We start from the raw sequence: 18,573 nt of genomic DNA on the forward strand, positions 1-18,573 counted from the left end.
TTATTCCCCAGGCTCGGCTTTCACGTATTTCCGCCAGTTGTGCTGCTCCCTGAAGCCCAGTACGTCCCGGATTTTACGATTGGAAAACAACGCTTCGTTCTCCCCCATTTCGCGCGTGATAGGTACGTTGGGAAAGAATCGTGCCGCCAGTTCTTTGGTCGGAATAATGGCTCCGTTATGATCGTTTCCGGCGTTGAAAATCTGAAAGCCAAGACCGTCTTTTTGCAGGCATAAATCCACAATCTGCCCCAGATCCCGCGCGTCGATGTAGCAGAAAGCATTCCGGCGTCGCACTTCGGGGTGCGCGAAATAGTGAGGAAACAGTTCGGCGTATTCGTGCGGCTCGATCACGTTGCCAATGCGCAGGGCATAAATATCCACCCCCGACCGTCGCTGGAAGCTGCGGGCCGTTTTTTCGTTGACCACCTTCGACATGCCGTAGCTGTCCATGGGGTCAACGTCGTAATCTTCTTCGAGCGGCAACACGTGGGGATCAGTTTGCCCGTCCGAAAAACAGATACCGTAAGTAGTTTCCGACGACGCGATAATGATCTTTTTGATACCCAGCTTCACAGCCGCTTCGATCACGTTATAGGTACCTATCGTGTTGACTCGAAACGTTTCGTTGTCCGGTTTGAGCAGGATTCGGGGTATGGCCGCGAAATGGACCACCGCGTCAAATTTGGGCACGCCATGACCCGGTTCCAGTTCAGCAAACCCAACATACGAACTCATGGCATTGAACACCTGTCCGGAGTCCGTGACATCGACAATTAGGTTCTCAACCCCGGGATGGTCGAGGGGCGTCAGGTCGACGTTCAGCACTTTATGCCCCTGATTGAGCAGGTAGGGAACGACGTGTTTGCCGGCTTTGCCCGATCCGCCCGTAAAAAGTAATCGCATCTTGGTCATGTGTTGGTCTGGTCAAGTAATTAGTCACTGACAGTTCTATAACCAGCCCCACCGGAAAACGTCACGACCTTTCCCGTCAAATACCTCTCCGTGGCCGCACAAAAAAGTAAAGGGGCTACCGAACATCGGTAACCCCTTTACTTTGGAATGACAATAGACTGAAAACCGGATACTGTAAACCGTATACCCCTACTTCAACCGGCCCAGTTGCTCGGTGTTGCGGGCGGTGCTGATGCCGCTGGTGCGGGCCAGCTCCATTGATTTCTGCGCGGCTGCGCGGGCGTCGGCGGCTTTACCGGCCCGGCGATACGCTTCGGCCTGCTCGTAATACAGATCCGACTGCTCTTTCGCCGGTGGGCGCATGGCTAAGCCTTTGCTCGTCCATTTCACTACGGTCGGCACGTCGCTGGCGTCGGGGCTGGAGCGGTTGAACAGGTGCGCGATGTAGATGTATTCAGGCACCGATAGCTGGTTCGAGTTCACCTGATTATCCATCCGCTCAGCCGCTTTGGCGGTCTGCTTCGCCCGGAAATAAGCGTTCACCTCGGGCAACAGCGTCCGGTTGGCAGCCTGTTTCGGGTCGACCCCGATCTTAATCAGATCCTGCTTGACCTGTATCACTTTGCTAACCGGGTATTGCGCGCCCCGGCTGCTGTACAACGACGACATGATAATATTCTCGGCCACGTTATAAGCCGTTATGTTCTCGTTGTCGTACCGTTTGTACTTGCTCAAGTTGTCGATCATGTACTGCGCCATCGGGTTCTCAAAATCGAGCACCAGCTTTTGCAACGCCAGATAGTTGGTCTGGTTAGCGTAGTTGGCCGCCGATTGTGTTTTGGCGTAGTCGTTCATGGCCGCGATACCCGATGCCGTGTCTTTGGTAATGCGGCACAACATGGCGTAGTCGATCAGGAAATTGGCGGCACGCTCCCCCTGCTGGTAGCGCGATTTCATATTCTGGCTGCGCGTCTGCGGGTTGAGCGCCACCGTCCCCTGCCGGATCACCTCATCGACCGAGTTATTGCTCATCGCGAAGTGGACCATGTTCTGCTGCGGGTCGAAGTACAGAAACAGCGGCAGCGACGGCACAAAAATCCGTTGGCTGGCCAGAAACTGCTGCGTCGACGGCAGAGCAATATCCAGCTTCGTGCTTAGAAACTTGTCGTTGTAATACCGGCCAACCCGGCTGTCGGCAAGCGTCGGTATGAAGCTTTGGCAGATATGGCAGGTCGGCGAGAAGATCTCGATGAATACCGGTTTTCCCGTCCGGCGGGCTTCCTGAAACAAACCGGCGACCGGCGTCGACTTAAACTGAATTCCACCCGACTTTGACGCGGTTTTCTGACCCATCGCCAGATGCGTCAGCAGAAGCATTATCAGGATTTTTTTCATGCGAAGGCAAAGGGTTGGCTGTATCAGCCGGGTTTAGTTCTGTTGACGTTGCTGCTTGATTTCCTCGTCGAGCCGCTTGCTCAGCACCCGGCAGGTGCTCTCGATGTCGGTCGCCATCTGCTTGTCGTTGGTAGCGTTGATGGCCGTGTCAGCAATACCGCTCATGATTTCGATCAGGAACCGCTTCATATCGATCACTTCCATGTCTTTGGTCCAGAGATCGATTTTGAGCGTACCGGTTTTATAATGATCCCAGAGCGCGATGGCGATAGCGCGGGTATCGCTCAGCCCTTCGTTGGGGTTTTCGGTGGCGTCCCAATAGATTTTGTCGGGAATATTCTGGTTGTCGAGTTCGACGGTAAAGTGAATGTCTGACTTTTTCATAGACACAAATTTACGCAGCCCAACCCAAAACCCCCGACCCTATTTCCGAACCTGCACAGGAATGTCGTGTTTTGTCGTTTCGTTTAAGGTTTGGTGTTTAACGTTTAACGTTGACACTGAAATCGTGCCGCTTTCCAGCAAGCGACATTAAACCTTATTCATGAAACGTTAAACCAAGTTCATGTACACCCTTTACGCCATTCCCAACTGCGATACGGTTAAGAAAGCCCGGACGTGGCTGGCCGAAAACGACATCGACTACCAATTTCACGACTATAAAAAGCAGGGTGTCGACCGGCTGACGCTGGTGCGCTGGCTGACGCAGATGCCGTGGACACAGCTTGTCAATCAGAACGGGCAAACGTGGCGGAAACTGCCGGAGGCCGAACGACCCACCAATGCCGACGACGCCATCGACCTGATGCTGGCGAAACCGTCGGTGATTCGTCGGCCGCTGATCGAACAAAACGGGCGGGTTGTGGCGTTGGGTTTTTCAGCGGAGCAATACACGGAAGCCTTCGTGTAGCTCCCTCCTCAACATGACCAAACGCCTGCTCGATTCGCCGGAAGCTATCCGGCTTTTAGTCGATTCCTTCTACGAAAAAATTCAGGTCGACCCGCTGCTGGGGCCGATCTTCACCGACGTCGCGCAGGTCGACTGGTCGCATCACCTACCCAAGATGTATGCGTTCTGGGAGAACATCATTCTGGGCAACAACGCGTATCACGGCCACCCGTTTCAGCCGCATCTGCTCGTCAACCAGAAACACACGCTGGGCGTTGAGCATTTCGAGCGGTGGCTCCAGTTATTTACAAAAACGCTGGACGAGCGCTTCGAGGGCCAAACCGCCGACGACGTCCGCCTACGGGCCACCCAGATCGCCGTCGTCTGGAACCGTAAGCTGGAGTATTTAAATGGGGTTTAACGTTTGAAGTCTAACGTTTAAGGTTGAAAGCACCGAGCAGCAACCTTGAACGTTAGACTTCAAACGTTAAACCCAAAAAACTACTGCTTACTAAACACCCGCTTCAGCAGTTCCGTGACGCGGGCGGCTGGGTTGACGCGGATTTTCTTCTCCTCCTGCGCGACCAGAATAAACAGACCGTCGACGGCTTTGCCGGTCGCGTACTGCGTCAGGTCGGGGTTTACTTTCTGTACAAACGGCAGGCGGTTGTAGGTGTTAACCAGATCGCCGTAGTATTGCGTAGCCCGGTTTAGTTTGAGCGTACTGTCGACGATGGGCGTAAACTGGGCTACCAGTTCCTGCCCCGATGTCCGGCGCAGGTAAGCCGTTGCAGCCGTATCGGAACCGCGCAGAATACCCACAGCGTCCTGAATGCTCATCGACGTGATGGCTTTCACGAACACAGGTTTGGCTTTTTTGGCGGCATCTTCGGCTGCCCGGTTCAGCGACAGTTCAAACTTATCAACCTGGGGCCCCAGGCCAATCTGCCGGAGCCGGGCCGCCACCTTCTGCGCGTCGGGGGGGAAGGCAATTTTAATCAGTGAGTTCTTGAAAAAACCGTCTGTCGCCGACGCCTGCGCCGAGCCATTGCTGGCCCCGATTTCCAGCGCCTGTTTCAGCCCCGACGCAATTTCACTGGCACTCAGCCCACTGATAGAGGCCGTGCTGCCGCCCGTCACCTGATCGAGTATCTGTCCAAGTATACCGCGCTTGGCGGGCTGCGTTTTCGAGGAGTCCTGCGCCAATGCGGGCGTTACAAAAAGCGGGGTCAGGCAAACCGCCAGACAAATCATCTTGTTCATGTACTTGCGTGTTTTACGTACTTTTGACCGCCTAACCGGCGAAACGTTTAATCTGTTTTTATGCTGACAGAACGCCTTTTACCGGCCAACTGTGGCAACATCCGTACTATGAGCAACTCCATCAGGGCCGAAGTAGTTACCATTGGTGACGAAATTCTCTTTGGTCAGATTACCGATACGAATACCCAATGGATTGGTACTGAACTCACCAACATCGGCATTCGGGTCGTTCGCAAATCATCGGTCGGCGATCAGGCGCAGGCCATTCTTGACGTTCTCCACGAAGCACACGGCCGGGCTGACGTCATTATTATTACGGGGGGGCTGGGGCCTACGAAGGACGACATCACGAAAAAAACGCTCTGCGATTACTTTGGTGTCGGCCTGGTTCGCAACGAAACGGCACTGGCCGTCGTGACGGGTTTCTTCGAGAAACGCGGCCGTCCGATGACCGATCTAAACCGGGGGCAGGCCGATCTGCCAGCCAACGCGGTGTATATTCAGAACGATTGGGGAACGGCCCCCGGCATGTGGTTCGAGCATGAGGGGCGGGTCTATATTTCGCTGCCGGGCGTGCCGTTTGAGATGAAAAGTCTGATGACGCACCGCTTCCTGCCCAAACTGCACGAACACTTCAACCCGCCGATCATCAAGCACAAAATGATCCTGACGGCGGGCATCGGCGAGTCGTTCCTGGCCGAGCGCATTGAAGACTGGGAAGACGCCCTGCCCCCCCACATCAGACTGGCCTATCTGCCCAGTTTTGGCGGGGTACGGCTCCGCCTGACGGCTACCGGCACCGACGACGCACTGCTCACCCGCGAACTCGATCAGCAGGTAGCCGGTGTGCTGCCCATCATTGCCCAGTATGTGTACGGCTATGACGATGACACGCTTGAGTCAATTGCCGGGCGGATGCTGAAAGCCAAAGGCTGGACGTTGAGCGCAGCCGAAAGCTGCACGGGCGGGGCGGTATCGGCCCGGCTCACAAGTGTACCGGGTTCATCGGCTTACTTCACGGGGAGCGTAGTCAGCTACAGTAACGATGTCAAAATCGCGCAGCTAGGTGTGTCGGCCGACACGCTGGCAACGGTCGGTGCGGTCAGTGAAGACACTATCCGACAAATGGCCGAGGGCGTACGAAAAGCACTGAACACTGATGTGGGCATCGCGACGAGCGGTATTGCCGGACCCGACGGCGGCACACCCGACAAACCCGTTGGTACGGTATGGATTGCCGTTGCTACACCGACCGAAACCCGCACACGACTGCTGACGCTGGGGCAGTACCGCGACCAGAATATCCAGTTAACGACAACATACCTGCTGAACCTCCTGCGCGAGCAGTTGGCTGGCTAGTTCAAGGTTTAGTGTTTATGGTTTAAGGTTGATTGATGCCCTTAAACGCTGAACGTTAAGCCTTAACCCTTAAACTATGAACCATGCTCATTGAAATGGTAATGCCCAAGATGGGCGAAAGCATTATGGAATGCACGGTCATTTCGTGGCTCAAACAGCCCGGCGACCGTCTTGAAATCGACGAATCAGTACTGGAAGTGGCAACGGACAAGGTTGATACGGAAGTACCGGCATCGGCCAATGGCATACTGCGTGAGCTGCTCGTCAGCAATGGCGATGTCGTGGCAGTGGGTGCGCCCATCGCTCGTATTGAAGTAACGGAAGGCGCTGCCGTCGACAAACCCGCGCCCACCGATCAACCCGAGTCGCCGGATCAAAGTCCGGTTGGTGTGGGCGATGTTGCCCGGCCTGAACTAGACAACGGTCCAGAGCCTACACAGCCCGCAGCAGAACAGGTAAATCAGGCCGAAAACGAGGAGGTGACCGAATCGGCGCGGGAGATGGAAGCCAGCATCTCATCGATGAGCAGCCGCCCGGCAACCACCGAAAAGGCCGTGGCGGTATCGCCTACCCAACTCGCCGGCGACACCCCAGCTTTTGTCGACCGGTTCTACTCCCCGCTTGTGTTGAACATCGCCAAAGAGGAGAATGTATCGCGCGACGAGCTGGACCGCATTCCGGGATCGGGCGCGGAGAACCGCCTGACGAAAAAGGACATTCTCGCGTATGTCCTCGACCGCGCCGAAGGTCCCGCCCCGTGACCGCACCAGCGTCGGCCCCGGCCCCCAAACCTGCAACGCCGTCTGTACCTCCCACCCCGGCACCCGCCATCAACGGCTCGGTAAACGGGCAAAGTGACCTGATTCAGATGGACCGGATGCGGAAGATGATTGCGCAGCGGATGGTTGAGTCGAAGCAGACGTCGCCCCACGTCAGTTCGTTTGTCGAGGCCGACCTGACCAACGTTGTCGAATGGCGCAACCGGGTGAAAGAGTCCTTCAAGAAACAGACGGGCGAAAACATCACCTACACACCAATTCTGGTCGATGCAGTGGTAAGGGCGATCCGCGATTTCCCGATGATAAATGTGTCGGTGGAAGGAGACAGCATCCGGGTCAAGAAAGCGATTAACATCGGCCTAGCGGTAGCACTGCCGAGTGGCAATCTGATCGTTCCGGTTATTCACGACGCTGCCCAGTACAACTTGCTCGGCCTGACCAAGAAAGTCAACGACCTAACCAAGCGTGCCCGGGAGAACAAGCTCACCGCCGACGACCTGGCGGGCGGCACTTACACAATCTCGAACATCGGCACGTTCGGCAACCTGATGGGCACGCCGATCATCGTGCAGCCACAGGTGGCCATCATGGCGTTCGGTGCTATCGTCAAAAAACCAGCAGTCATCGAAACGCCACAGGGCGACTTCATCGGCATCCGGCAATTGATGTTCCTGTCGCACTCCTACGATCACCGCGTGGTCGATGGATCGCTGGGTGGTCAGTTCGTCCGCCGTGTCGCTGACTATCTGGAGCAATTTAACCCCGAGTCGTTCTGATTGTCTTGAACTGTGATTGACGCTGATTATTTGATTTCGCTGATTTCAAAAAAAAACATAGTCCATCAAATAATCACAGTTCAAGATTGTCTGTACTGTGATTATTTGATTAGTTGATTTCGCTGATTTTAAAAAGAAGAATCACAGTCCATCAGCGTAATCAGAAGAATCACAGTTCAAGACTAATCACTACTCATTACAAAAGCATACGTTACAATATGAAACAACGCATTGCCATTGATATGGACGACGTAATGGCGGATACGCACGCCAAGTTTATTCGTCTGTATCTGGAAGGCGAAACACCCCGCTACACGCTGGACGAACTGAAAGAAAAATCGTTTCACGAACTATTCGACGAGAACGAGTACGCAGCTATCTCCAACCGGGTTTACGAAGTCGGGTTCTTCCGTGATATTCCCGTGATGGAAGGCGCACAGGACGTCATCGCCGACCTAATGACGAAATACGACATCTTTATCGCGACAGCTGCCCAAGAATTCCCGAACTCACTCCGCGAGAAGTGGGACTGGCTCCAGGAACATTTCCCCGCTATTTCATGGCGCAACTACGTGTTCTTAGGCGACAAGAGCGTTCTGAACACCGATTACCTGATTGACGACCTCCCCCGCAACCTCCGCACGTTTCAGGGCGACGGCCTGCTCTTCGACGCGCTCCACAACCGCGACGACAACGAGTTCAAACGCGTAAAATCGTGGCAGGATATAGCAAAGGTGCTGTTGTGATTTTTCGAACTATGATTCGTGTGATTACGCTGATAGACTATGATTTTCTTTTTGAATCAGGGCAATCAAACAATCAGTCGAATCACAGTTCAGACAATCTTGAACCGTGATTCTTCTGATTACGCTGACAGACTGTGATTTTTCTTTTGTAATCAGAGAAATCAACTAATCACATAAATCACAGTTCAGAACAGTCTGATTACACAGACAGACTATGATTTTCTTCGTGCAATCAGCGAAATCAACTAATCAAAAAAATCACGGTTCAAGAAAAAGGGGTGCCTGATTGTATCAGGCACCCCTTTTTGAAGAATATAATCAGCGGTTACGCTTCGACTTTCTCATCTACCCGGCGATCATGACCGACTTCCTGTTGGGCTTTCTTGGCTTCAGCCGACGGACGTAGCCGGACGATGTGCAGCTTGTGCAACAGCGTGATAACCGGATAGGTTGGATCGAATTCGAACCACTTCGCGCCGAAGTTGGCCGCGTTGGGGCGCTTGTGGTGGTTGTTCTGGAACAGCTCACCCATCATCACCACGTCCAGAATCAGCGAGTTTTTCGACTGATCCTGATTGTCGAAGTTCGAGTAGCCGTATTTGTGACCGCTCCAGTTGATAATTGCGCCGTGAACAGGTCCCATCACGAAGTGAACCGGCAACAGGAAGAAAAACGCCCAGTGCATGTCCAGATAAATAAACGCAAAAACGTAGAACAGACTATAGACAACCAACCAGCCAGCGCGCGAAAACCACGAATCACCCACCTTTTCGATGAACGACCATTCGGGGTAGTTACGATCGAACTGCCGCTCGACGGGCTGCCGGCGGTGCAGTACCGCGTTGTAAATATCTTTCGTCTTCCACATCATCGTGAAGATGTTTTTCGTGTGGTGGGGCGAGTGTGGATCACGCTCGGTATCGCTGAAGGCGTGGTGCATCCGGTGCAACACGGCGTACGCCCGAGGGCTTAGGTACGACGATCCCTGCGATACGTACGTCAGGGCGTAAAAGAAGCGTTCCCAGAATTTGCTCATCGAAAACATCTTGTGCGCCGAGTAGCGGTGCAGGAAGAATGTCTGGCAGAACAACGACAGATACCAGTGAGCAACAAAGGCGATTAAAACGTAAATCACGAGAACAATTGGTTATAGTGGCTAAGCACGGAGCAACTATGAATACTCCTACAAAACTAACGTAATTTTAGGCTATTTAGACTTGTTCCTAAAAATAATACTGATGTTATTAATCAGCGAAAAACAAAACACAGGTCATTGCTGGGTTTGCCATCAATCAGCTAATCCAGGCGCTTACGTCGTTGTTTTGCGGACGGCTTAATCGACCGTCGTGGCGTATTGTAGCAGGTTAGCTCCCATGCGAAGGGCCTGCTGACGTACCGGCTCTGGATCATTATAAACGCTCTGATCTTCCCAGCCGTTCCCCAAATCACATTCGTAGCTGTAAAAGCAGACCAGCCGCCCCTGATAAATCAGACCAAACCCCTGTGGAGCTTTGCCATCGTGCTCATGTACTTTGGGCAACCCATTCGCAAACTTGAACCGCTGCTGATAAACGGGGTGGTTGAACGGCAGCTCGACGAAGTTCAGTTCAGGAAATACTTTCTTCATCTCCCGCCGGATGAATTTGTCCATCCCGTAATTATCGTCGACATGCAGAAACCCACCCGACAGCAGATACCGGCGCATGTTTCGCACGTCGGCATCGCTGAAATTAACGTTGCCGTGGCCCGTCATGTGCACAAACGGATAGCTGAACAGGTCGGGGCTGCCGGGTTCGACAATGTCTTCCTCCGGAAAAATATTCATCCGCAGGTTGGCATTGGCAAACTTGATCAGGTTCGGCAGCGAGGTTTTGTTGGCGTACCAGTCGCCCCCGCCGTTGTACTTCAGCTTGGCAATTTTATAAGCATACTGCTGCCCCATCGACAGGTTCAGTGCGGCAGTCAGTCCGAGCAGGGTTAACAGAATCCGTTTCATTGATTCAGAAAGTTGAGGTACTGGCAGGCGGTCAACGCGGCAGTTTCGGTGCGGAGCCGGGTGTTGCCCAGCGTTGCCATCCGAAAACCGGCGTTCAGTGCCTGCTGAATTTCGTTCGTTGAAAAATCACCTTCTGGGCCGATCAGCACGGCATACTGCCCGCCCGGTGTAGCGGTTTTGGCCAGACCAACCGGTGGTTCATTGTCGGGCAGATGGGCGATAAACCGCTGGGCCTCCCCTACAGTTTTCAGCAGTTCGCCAAACGAGACGGGTTCGTCGAGTTGCGGCAGGTAGGTTTGTAACGACTGCTTCATGGCGGCTACGGCAATCTTCTCAAGCCGGTCGAGTTTGAGATGACGACGTTCGGAGTGCTGCCCAAAAAAGAAACTGATCCGCTCGATGCCGACCTCCACTGCCTTTTCCACGAACCATTCGATGCGATCCGGACTTTTGGTCGGCGCTACACAAACCCGCACCGAAAACGGGCGGGGCATTGCAGACTCGACAGACAAAACCCGGAACGCACACCGACGCGGATCAGTCGCAGTAATAACGGCAGAATAGGCGTTTCCTTGCCCATCGGTGACAGTTATGGGGTCGCCATTGTTCAGGCGAAGCGTCTTGGCGGCATGGCGCGATTCATCCTCGGGCAAAAAAAGAACAGACGCTGCCGGGTCTACGCGGGGTTGATAAAATAAATGCATAGGTTCGCAAAAGTGAGCGTTTCGGTTCACACCAGCAACTTCAACCGCCCGGCTACGGTCTGTAACCAACAATTACCCACCGTATTCTGCCGGAGAATAGCCAGTTGACCGAATCACGTCGCCATACCTCCCGCTCGTTCCCTTCCTCCAATTTATGTCTCAACAACCTCTATCCGTTACACCACTTTCTGACGAACACGAACAAAAATTACGGGAGCTAACCGCCCAGAGCTGGAACCTCGAACTGGTAATTTCGGGGGCCGCTATGTTTACGGTCCTTCAATTGCCTGACCTGATGGATGAAGGACTCGATTACATACGGTACAACCTGATGACCCAAACCGCAGGTGTTGCGGTCATCCTGCCGGGTCTGGCCTACAGCCTGATGAAAGGCATGTGTTATGTGCTGTTTCTGGCGTTTCTGACCAACTTCGTCATGCGCGCTTTCTGGGTGAGTCTGGTTGGTTTGCTGGCGGTATACCCCGGCGGCATTCAGTACGATCAGCTTCCGTTCAGTACCAAAAGCGCAAAGGATCGGATGGCGGCTGAGCTGGGGCCGCTCAATGCTTACATTCTACGCCTGGATCAGCGCTGTAATATCGTCTTCGCCGTCTCTTTTCTTTTTGTCTCCTTCATGCTGGGGATCGCGCTTATTTACATGCTGCTTTTCCTGTTTTATTTTGGGCTGCGACCTATAATTCCAGATGCGTACTGGCCAGTCGTCCGGGTTGTACTCTTTGCACTGGCGGGCCTATTCGTGGTTACTGCTATTGTATCGAGCTTACCGAAGATCAGAGCGAATCCACGCGTCGATGCGATGCACGACCGGCTGAATTCGCTGCCAAAGCTTATTTCGCTGGGGACATCCAAACCCTCTGCGTTCATTCTGAATACGTTCCGGACTAATCTGCCGAAGAAAAGATTGGGACAGATGACCCTTGTCATGTTTGTAGGCTTCATGCTGCTACTAACTGTCGAGCTGATTGCCAATGCAGACCGTATTTACGGGCATGCTATTTCACCCAACCTGCGCCATCTGTTTCCAAACCACGTTGTTGGTCATGCCGTAAACGCGAATGATTACAACGATCAACGAGCCGAGGACGCGTATATCGACGCGGCATCCATTCAGTCGGACGTGATTCGCGAGCCGTTTATCCGGCTGTACGTTGCGTATCCGAAGGCGTTGGACACCCTGCTGACCCGGCTGTCACCGAAGCCTGAGTGGGACGACGCGCTGCCCCGTGACGAGCGAAGACGCCTGCAAACCGAGTGGAGTATCAACCAGATCAGCCGATTTGTGCGGATTGACCTCAACGACTCGTTGTACCAAAAACCCGACCTGCTGTTTGCTCAGATAGGAACGAAGCAGCAACAGGGCTGGCAAACGGTGTTGATACCAACGAACCTCAAAACAGGCAAAAACCTGCTGAAGATCGGTATACAACCCGATTCTGCGACCGCAGAAACGCCCATCATCACCATCCCGTTCTGGTACGTACCGGAGAATTAATCCGTTATTCGTCAAACACCACTTTCGGGTTTTTCAGGCTTTTCATGGCCTGTTCGAGCCCATTGAGCGTCAGCGGAAACATCCGGTTGCCCGACCAGTCGCGAATGAGTTGAATACTCTGCGAATACCGCCAGTGACCAGCCGTGGCCGGGTTCAGCCACACCAGACTGGGGTACTGCTGCCGAAATCGTTCGAGCCACACCAGCCCGGCTTCTTCGTTGTAATGTTCGACGCTACCCTTCGGCGACGTCAGTTCGTAGGGCGACATGCTGGCGTCGCCTACGAAGATCACTTTGTAATCGCGGTTGTATTTGTGCAGCACTTCATAGGTCGGTACGCGCTCGCGCCGACGGGTGTTGTCCCGCCAGAGCGTTTCGTAGACACAGTTGTGGAAGTAAAAAAACTCCAGCTGCTGAAACTGGTAGCGGGCCGCCGAAAACAGGTGAGAGCACAATTCGATATGATCGTCCATTGATCCGCCTACGTCGAGCAGCAGTAACACTTTCACGCGGTTCTGCCGCACGGGCTGCATCCGAATATCGAGCATGCCCGCGTTGCGACTTGTCTGGCTGATGGTGCTGTTGATGTCGAGTTCAGATTTGGCACCTTCACGGGTCAGGATGCGCAATTGGCGCAGGGCCATTTTCAGGTTGCGCGTGTTCAGTTCCAGGCCATCGTCCAGGTTGCGGTAGTCGCGGTTTTCCCAAACCTTCAACGCCCCCTCCTGCTTGTTGGATGCCCCCTGTTCGTCGGGCTTATCGCCTTGCCCCGACTTTAAGTCGCCGTCGTTATCGCCCGCACCGTTCAGCCGTTCGACAGGCGGGCGCTCCAGCTGATCGCGTAGCAGGGTCCAGAGTGCCTCCGACCCGCCAGCTGCATCGACAGCCGCCAGATCGTCCGGGTTGGCCGACCTGTCGAAAAGCTGCGTAAACCAGTCGGGGGGAGCAACGGGCACGGGGGCCGATAACCCGGCATCCCGCTGATTTATGTACTGCTCGAACAGCCGGTCGAACAGGTCAAGTTGCTGCTCATGTTTGACCAGTATCGTTTTACTAAGCGCATAGAATCCGTCGATACTACTACCGCCGACGTCGCTCCGTAACGCAGCCAGCAACGTCAGGTATTCCGGTACGGTGACCGGAATGGCATGCTGCCGCAATAGCAGAAAAAAATCTAGAAACATGGCTCGTCTGGGTTATCGGGCAGTCGCTCAGTACAGCAAACGACCTGCGAAAAAACCACAAAACACTTGCCAGAATGCCAATCAATAAGGCCGATTACCCTTATGTTTTAGCGCAAGCATCAAATTGGTATCCTGTTCGTTTTTTAGTAACGCTCCCATATACGGAGGCATTTCATTGAGCGCGTCTAAATCGACCAGATCTTCTTCCGTAACGCCGGACGCCAGTAGCAACCGTATCCAGTCGATCAGTTCACTGGTCGATGGTTTTTTGCGGAGCGCTTTGATGTCACGAATACTGTAAAACACTGATACCGACCGCAGCATCAGCTCGTGCGAAAGCTTGGGGTAGTGTACCGCTACAATGCGGTGCATCGTGGCCCGGTCGGGAAAGCGGATGAAGTGAAAGAAACAACGGCGCAGAAAGGCGTCGGGCAGTTCTTTTTCGTTGTTCGACGTGATTATTACGATGGGCCGGTGTCGGGCCGAAATCGTTCGCTGCAATTCGTAGCAGTAAAATTCCATCCGGTCGAGTTCCTGAAGCAGATCGTTGGGAAACTCGATATCAGCCTTGTCAATTTCGTCGATCAGCAGCACAACCTGTTGATCGGCCTCAAAAGCGTCCCAGATTTTTCCTTTCCGGATGTAGTTGGCGAGGTCAGTAACCCGATTAGCTTCTTCGCTACCGCCAGTGGCCAGCTGGGAGTCGCGCAGGCGCGAGACAGCATCGTATTCATAGAGCCCCTGCTGCGCCGTTGTTGTTGATTTGACGTGCCAGGTATAAAGCGTTTTACCAAGAGCCTGCGCGATTTCAAAGGCCAGCAACGTCTTACCGGTGCCTGGTTCTCCCTTGATTAAGAGCGGCTTTTGTAACTCAATCGCTGCGTTGACGGCAATACTTAACTCATGTGTTGCTACGTATGTATTGGTACCCGTAAACGATGGCATAGTGGTTAACGCTTATAGTTTGTAGTTCTGGAGTTGTCGCCGAAAACTACAAACTATAAAGCAAAAACCAGTATTCATACACTTTATTCATCATCTTCACTCGTAAACGAGTAAAGTGTGGTATCGAGCGACAGCGAGTTAGCTTTGAACTGGCGAATAAAGTTTTCGATAACTTCATCCGTAATATCTTCCGCGTTCAGGCACACATCCAGTGCGATGCCGTAATCTGAATCGGTATCCGTTTCAATGTGCTCCTGCACTTTAACGGTTTCTGTGTCTTCGATCTCACCGATGATTTCGGTCAGCGCCGTTTCGGCTTCCTCTTCGCGGTCGGGTGCGATTTTGTAGCCAGCTTCGCGCTCTTCGGGCGGAATGTAATCAGGGTACGTTTTCTGTACTTCCTCAACCGCCATTTCATAAACGAGGCTGCTGTGATGCAACCGCAGCGTATACATCAGCGCGTCATAGATCACTTCCTGACCCTGGTACTGACCCGGAAACTGAATGTGCACGCACTCACCTGACTCCAGCACCTCAAGGTCGTCGTCTTCCACGTAGATAAACGACTTGCCTGCCGCCTGACACTCTTCTTTGAGTGCGTTAACTTCTTCGGGATCAAATCCCTCGTTTTTATAATTTGCCATGGTTTAAAAATACAGGGAAGCCCCGTTTTGTTTACACTCGACTCACAATTCCGGCATCCTGCCCGGTTTACTTACTTCACAAACAACAGTTCCCGGTATTTTACCAGCGGCCAGTCTTCATCATCGACAATCTGTTCCAGCTTGTCGACTTCGTAGCGAATCGTATCGAAATGATCTTTTACTTCGGTCGCGTACAGCCGGGCCCGTTCGGTAGTGTCGACCACGTTGTTGGCGCGTTTGCGGGCGTCGATCATCGACTCCGTTTGCTTTTTGATGGCGATTACCCGGGCCGAAATTTCGCGTAGAATATCCTTAATCGGCTCGGCTTCGGCCGTCATACTCAGTTCAATCAGGTTCCGGGCCGTTTCCGCGAGTTTGTGTTGGTATTTCAACGCCGTCGATACCACGTGATTCATGGCCAGATCACCCATCACCCGCGACTCGATCTGTACGTTTTTGATGTATTTCTCCAGTTCAATCTCGTAGCGCGACTCCACCTCGGCGTGGTTCATGATGCCGGTCCGCTCAAACAAGGCTGTCGACTCGGGTTTCACGTACACCTTCAGCGCGTCAGGCGTTGACGCAACGTTGCTCAGGCCGCGCGCTTCGGCTTCCGCCACCCATTCGTCGGAGTAGCCATTTCCTTCGAAAAGAATCCGCTTGCTGTCGGAGTAGTAGGCTTTCAGGATGTCGACGATGGCGAGTTCCTTTTTTTCGCCCCGCCCAATTCGCGCATCCAGATCACCTTTGAACTTGCTGAGCTGATCGGCCACGATACCGTTCAACACCGTCATCGTGGAAGCCGAATTGGCCGAACTACCCACCGCCCGAAACTCAAACTTGTTACCCGTAAACGCGAAAGGCGATGTACGGTTGCGATCGGTATTGTCGCGCAGCAGGTTCGGAATCCGGTTCAGGCCCAGCTTGTAGTACACGTTGTCGCCTTTGCTGATCGAGATTTCGTTTTTGATTTCGAGGTCTTCCAGCGTCTTGGTCAGCGTTTCGCCTAGGAAAATCGACACAATAGCCGGTGGCGCTTCGTTGGCCCCAGCCGGTATTCGTTCCCCGCCGACGCGATCGTAGCCCGCAACAGATCGGCGTTGTCATGCACGGCTTTGATTACGTTGACCAGAAACGTCAGGAAGCGCAGAATCTCTTTGGGTTTGCTCGTTGGGGCCAGCAGGTTAACGCCCGTGTTGGTACCCATCGACCAGTTGTTGTGCTTCCCACTACCGTTGATACCGGCAAACGGCTTTTCGTGAAACAGCACTTTCAGGTTGTGCTTCTCGGCTACCTTTTCCATCAGGTCCATCAGCAGCGCATTATGGTCGACGGCCAGGTTTACTTCTTCAAACGTCGGCGCTACCTCAAACTGCCCCGGTGCTACTTCGTTGTGCCGCGTCCGGACGGGCATGCCCAGCTTCATCGATTCAAACTCAAAATCGACCATGAACGCGTTGATGCGGGGCGGAATAGAGCCGAAGTAATGGTCGTCCAGCTGTTGGCCACGTGCGGGTTGGTGCCCGAATACGGTGCGACCTGTCAGTACCAGATCGGGGCGGGCGTAGAACAGCGCCCGGTCGACGACGAAATATTCCTGCTCCGGCCCCAGCGTCGGCGTCACCTTTGTGATGCTGCGGTCGAAGTACTGGCAAACAGCCGTCGCGGCCCGGTCGAGGGCATTAAGCGATTTGAGCAGCGGTGTTTTATAATCGAGCGCTTCTCCGGTATAGCTGATGAAGACCGACGGAATGCAGAGCGTTTTACCACCCGCGCCGTTGTCCATCAGAAAAGCGGGCGAACTAGGGTCCCAGCCGGTGTAGCCGCGCGCTTCAAACGTGTTGCGCAACCCCCCATTCGGAAACGACGATGCATCGGGCTCCTGCTGCACCAGCGCGCTACCCTTGAATTTTTCCATCGCCTTGCCGTCGGCCGAGATGTCGAAGAACGCATCGTGCTTTTCGGCGGTTTCACCCGTCAGCGGCTGAAACCAGTGCGTATAGTGCGTTGCTCCTTTCGACACGGCCCACGATTTCATGGCCCCGGCTACTTCATCGGCAATCGTGCGATCGATGGGGCCATTGGTGTAGATGGCTTCGGTAACCTTTAAATACGCTTCGGGCGACAGCAGTCCGCGCATTACTTCACTGTTGAACGTATTGGTACCAAAAAAATCGCCAACCCGCTCAGAGGGTGGCGTTACGGTAACAGCCTGGCGGCTCTGTGCAATTTCAAGCGCCTTAAAACGAAAGTTAGACATGGTATACGTGTGCGGGGTGGGTATCGGAACAATATGTGCTCAAACTTACGCGACCGGCCACCGCTTTTCCAACGGCACAACGAAAAAAGCCCGGCTCCTTGCGGGGCCGGGCTTCTCTATGATAGCCGGTTCGACTAAGCTTCCTGCATCACCTCGGCCGACTTAACGGTCTTGATGATAACAGCCGCTACTTTGTATGGATCAGCAGCCGAGTTCGGACGGCGATCTTCCAGCCAGCCTTTCCAGCCGCGTTCTACCGTAGCGATAGGAATACGGATCGAAGCACCGCGGTCAGAAACACCATACGAGAACTGCGTGATCGACTGGGTTTCGTGCTTACCCGTCAGACGCATCTCATTGTCGGCACCGTACACGTCGATACATTCTTTGATAACTTCCGGCGTGCGACCGAACGATGCGCAGATCGTGTCGTACGTGGCCTTGTTGCCTGCGGTACGCAGAGCTGTATTCGAGAAGTTAGCGTGCATACCCGAGCCGTTCCAGTCGGTGTCGCCCAGGGGCTTGCAATGCCAGTTGATCGATACGTTATATTTCTCACCGATGCGCTCCAGCAGATAGCGGGCTACCCAGATTTGGTCGCCGGCCGACTGTGCGCCTTTAGCGAAAATCTGGAACTCCCACTGACCCGTAGCTACTTCGGCGTTGATACCTTCTACGTTCAGACCTGCTTCCAGGCAAGCGTCGAGGTGCTCTTCTACAATGTAACGGCCATAGGCGTTCTGCGCACCAACCGAGCAGTAGTATGGTCCCTGACCGCGCGTTGGGAAGCCTTCAGCCGGGAAGCCCAGTGGCTTGTTGATAGCCATATCCCACAGGAAGTACTCCTGTTCGAAACCAAACCAGAAATCGTTATCGTCGTCCTGAATTGTTGCCCGGCCGTTCGATTCGTGCGCCGTACCGTCAGCGTTCAGCACTTCGCACATAACGAGGAAACCGTTTTTACGCTGGGGATCGGGGCAGATGAAAACAGGCTTCAGCAGACAGTCTGACGAGCCACCCGGTGCCTGTTCGGTCGATGAACCGTCAAACGACCACATAGGGCAATCGTCCAGATCACCGGAGAAATCGTCTTCAATTTTCGTCTTCGAACGGAGGCTTTGAGTGGGCTTATAACCATCAAGCCAAATGTATTCCAGCTTCGACTTTGCCATGAGTACAGGTGGATTATTTTTTAATTGGGCTACACAA

At 53.7% G+C, this 18,573-nt stretch carries 16 protein-coding genes and 2 pseudogenes; 6 read left to right on the forward strand and 12 right to left on the reverse strand.

Going from position 1 to position 18,573, the window contains the following annotated elements; genetic code table 11:
• The 3 genes from HH216_RS20700 to gldC form a co-directional block, all read right to left on the reverse strand.
• Positions 1-912, reverse strand: coding sequence for an NAD-dependent epimerase/dehydratase family protein (locus HH216_RS20700; RefSeq protein WP_169552528.1), 912 nt, complete (start codon positions 910-912; stop codon positions 1-3).
• A gap of 189 nt (positions 913-1,101) precedes the next feature.
• On the reverse strand, positions 1,102-2,307 hold the full coding sequence (locus HH216_RS20705) for a thioredoxin domain-containing protein (protein WP_169552529.1): 1,206 nt from the start codon (positions 2,305-2,307) through the stop codon (positions 1,102-1,104).
• 33 nt (positions 2,308-2,340) lie between these two features.
• Positions 2,341-2,691: a gliding motility protein GldC gene (gldC, locus tag HH216_RS20710; protein WP_169552531.1), complete on the reverse strand. Its 351-nt coding sequence runs from the start codon at positions 2,689-2,691 to the stop codon at positions 2,341-2,343.
• A 181-nt stretch (positions 2,692-2,872) separates the two neighbouring features.
• Here gldC and HH216_RS20715 point away from each other — a divergent pair, with 181 nt between their 5' ends.
• Positions 2,873-3,217, forward strand: a complete 345-nt coding sequence (locus HH216_RS20715) for an ArsC family reductase (protein WP_169552533.1) — start codon at positions 2,873-2,875, stop codon at positions 3,215-3,217.
• 13 nt (positions 3,218-3,230) lie between these two features.
• Positions 3,231-3,617 (forward strand): group III truncated hemoglobin, encoded by a 387-nt coding sequence (locus tag HH216_RS20720; RefSeq protein WP_169552534.1) that lies wholly within the window; start codon positions 3,231-3,233, stop codon positions 3,615-3,617.
• Positions 3,618-3,697: 80 nt separating this feature from the next.
• On the opposite strand, the gene HH216_RS20725 is transcribed toward HH216_RS20720, so the two are convergent.
• Complete coding sequence (locus tag HH216_RS20725) at positions 3,698-4,459, reverse strand: DUF4197 domain-containing protein (RefSeq protein ID WP_169552536.1); 762 nt, start codon at positions 4,457-4,459, stop codon at positions 3,698-3,700.
• Positions 4,460-4,567: 108 nt separating this feature from the next.
• Between HH216_RS20725 and HH216_RS20730 the strand changes: the two genes are divergently transcribed.
• The 3 genes and pseudogenes from HH216_RS20730 (at position 4,568) to HH216_RS20740 (ending at position 8,119) form a co-directional block, all read left to right on the forward strand.
• Positions 4,568-5,818, forward strand: coding sequence for a competence/damage-inducible protein A (locus HH216_RS20730; protein WP_169553465.1), 1,251 nt, complete (start codon positions 4,568-4,570; stop codon positions 5,816-5,818).
• A 95-nt stretch (positions 5,819-5,913) separates the two neighbouring features.
• Positions 5,914-7,373, forward strand: a pseudogene (locus tag HH216_RS20735) (dihydrolipoamide acetyltransferase family protein).
• A gap of 218 nt (positions 7,374-7,591) precedes the next feature.
• Positions 7,592-8,119, forward strand: coding sequence for a 5' nucleotidase, NT5C type (locus HH216_RS20740; protein ID WP_169552538.1), 528 nt, complete (start codon positions 7,592-7,594; stop codon positions 8,117-8,119).
• Positions 8,120-8,444: 325 nt separating this feature from the next.
• Here HH216_RS20740 and HH216_RS20745 read toward each other — a convergent pair whose 3' ends face one another.
• From HH216_RS20745 to HH216_RS20755, 3 genes are all read right to left on the reverse strand, one after another.
• Entirely contained in the window at positions 8,445-9,251 is an 807-nt protein-coding gene (locus tag HH216_RS20745) for an acyl-CoA desaturase (RefSeq protein ID WP_169553466.1), read from the reverse strand.
• Positions 9,252-9,452: 201 nt separating this feature from the next.
• Positions 9,453-10,115 carry a DUF4159 domain-containing protein gene (locus HH216_RS20750; RefSeq protein ID WP_169552540.1) on the reverse strand — a complete coding sequence of 221 codons (663 nt, stop codon included), beginning with the start codon at positions 10,113-10,115 and terminating at the stop codon, positions 9,453-9,455.
• Positions 10,112-10,819, reverse strand: coding sequence for a 16S rRNA (uracil(1498)-N(3))-methyltransferase (locus tag HH216_RS20755; protein WP_169552541.1), 708 nt, complete (start codon positions 10,817-10,819; stop codon positions 10,112-10,114). The genes HH216_RS20750 and HH216_RS20755 overlap by 4 nt, the downstream gene beginning before the upstream one ends.
• Positions 10,820-10,973: 154 nt before the next feature.
• Between HH216_RS20755 and HH216_RS20760 the strand changes: the two genes are divergently transcribed.
• Entirely contained in the window at positions 10,974-12,332 is a 1,359-nt protein-coding gene (locus HH216_RS20760; protein ID WP_169552543.1) for a hypothetical protein, read from the forward strand.
• Between the two features lie 4 nt (positions 12,333-12,336).
• Here HH216_RS20760 and HH216_RS20765 read toward each other — a convergent pair whose 3' ends face one another.
• The 5 genes and pseudogenes from HH216_RS20765 to HH216_RS20785 all read right to left on the reverse strand — a co-directional run bounded on the left by HH216_RS20765 (position 12,337) and on the right by HH216_RS20785 (position 18,536).
• Positions 12,337-13,515 carry a vWA domain-containing protein gene (locus tag HH216_RS20765; protein ID WP_169552544.1) on the reverse strand — a complete coding sequence of 393 codons (1,179 nt, stop codon included), beginning with the start codon at positions 13,513-13,515 and terminating at the stop codon, positions 12,337-12,339.
• Between the two features lie 81 nt (positions 13,516-13,596).
• Positions 13,597-14,460: an AAA family ATPase gene (locus HH216_RS20770; RefSeq protein ID WP_169552546.1), complete on the reverse strand. Its 864-nt coding sequence runs from the start codon at positions 14,458-14,460 to the stop codon at positions 13,597-13,599.
• Positions 14,461-14,543: 83 nt separating this feature from the next.
• The gene (locus tag HH216_RS20775; RefSeq protein ID WP_169552547.1) at positions 14,544-15,104 is read right to left on the reverse strand and encodes a hypothetical protein; all 561 of its coding nucleotides are present in this window, start codon (positions 15,102-15,104) and stop codon (positions 14,544-14,546) included.
• A 71-nt stretch (positions 15,105-15,175) separates the two neighbouring features.
• Positions 15,176-17,364: pseudogene (locus HH216_RS20780) on the reverse strand (glutamine synthetase III family protein).
• A 134-nt stretch (positions 17,365-17,498) separates the two neighbouring features.
• Positions 17,499-18,536, reverse strand: coding sequence for a glutamine synthetase beta-grasp domain-containing protein (locus HH216_RS20785; RefSeq protein ID WP_169552549.1), 1,038 nt, complete (start codon positions 18,534-18,536; stop codon positions 17,499-17,501).
• Positions 18,537-18,573: the final 37 nt, after the last annotated feature.

Origin of the sequence: Spirosoma rhododendri, assembly GCF_012849055.1 — a bacterium.
In the GTDB taxonomy this organism is placed as follows: domain Bacteria; phylum Bacteroidota; class Bacteroidia; order Cytophagales; family Spirosomataceae; genus Spirosoma; species Spirosoma rhododendri.

What these genes read in the sequence shown, in the direction of transcription:
- HH216_RS20700 (WP_169552528.1), bottom strand. Translation starts at nt 912, where the DNA reads ATGACCAAGATGCGATTACTTTTTACGGGCGGATCGGGCAAAGCCGGC.
- HH216_RS20760 (WP_169552543.1), top strand. Translation starts at nt 10,974, where the DNA reads ATGTCTCAACAACCTCTATCCGTTACACCACTTTCTGACGAACACGAA.
- HH216_RS20765 (WP_169552544.1), bottom strand. Translation starts at nt 13,515, where the DNA reads ATGTTTCTAGATTTTTTTCTGCTATTGCGGCAGCATGCCATTCCGGTC.
- HH216_RS20750 (WP_169552540.1), bottom strand. Translation starts at nt 10,115, where the DNA reads ATGAAACGGATTCTGTTAACCCTGCTCGGACTGACTGCCGCACTGAAC.
- HH216_RS20740 (WP_169552538.1), top strand. Translation starts at nt 7,592, where the DNA reads ATGAAACAACGCATTGCCATTGATATGGACGACGTAATGGCGGATACG.
- HH216_RS20785 (WP_169552549.1), bottom strand. Translation starts at nt 18,536, where the DNA reads ATGGCAAAGTCGAAGCTGGAATACATTTGGCTTGATGGTTATAAGCCC.
- HH216_RS20725 (WP_169552536.1), bottom strand. Translation starts at nt 4,459, where the DNA reads ATGAACAAGATGATTTGTCTGGCGGTTTGCCTGACCCCGCTTTTTGTA.
- HH216_RS20705 (WP_169552529.1), bottom strand. Translation starts at nt 2,307, where the DNA reads ATGAAAAAAATCCTGATAATGCTTCTGCTGACGCATCTGGCGATGGGT.
- HH216_RS20770 (WP_169552546.1), bottom strand. Translation starts at nt 14,460, where the DNA reads ATGCCATCGTTTACGGGTACCAATACATACGTAGCAACACATGAGTTA.
- HH216_RS20775 (WP_169552547.1), bottom strand. Translation starts at nt 15,104, where the DNA reads ATGGCAAATTATAAAAACGAGGGATTTGATCCCGAAGAAGTTAACGCA.
- HH216_RS20715 (WP_169552533.1), top strand. Translation starts at nt 2,873, where the DNA reads ATGTACACCCTTTACGCCATTCCCAACTGCGATACGGTTAAGAAAGCC.
- gldC (WP_169552531.1), bottom strand. Translation starts at nt 2,691, where the DNA reads ATGAAAAAGTCAGACATTCACTTTACCGTCGAACTCGACAACCAGAAT.
- HH216_RS20720 (WP_169552534.1), top strand. Translation starts at nt 3,231, where the DNA reads ATGACCAAACGCCTGCTCGATTCGCCGGAAGCTATCCGGCTTTTAGTC.
- HH216_RS20755 (WP_169552541.1), bottom strand. Translation starts at nt 10,819, where the DNA reads ATGCATTTATTTTATCAACCCCGCGTAGACCCGGCAGCGTCTGTTCTT.
- HH216_RS20730 (WP_169553465.1), top strand. Translation starts at nt 4,568, where the DNA reads ATGAGCAACTCCATCAGGGCCGAAGTAGTTACCATTGGTGACGAAATT.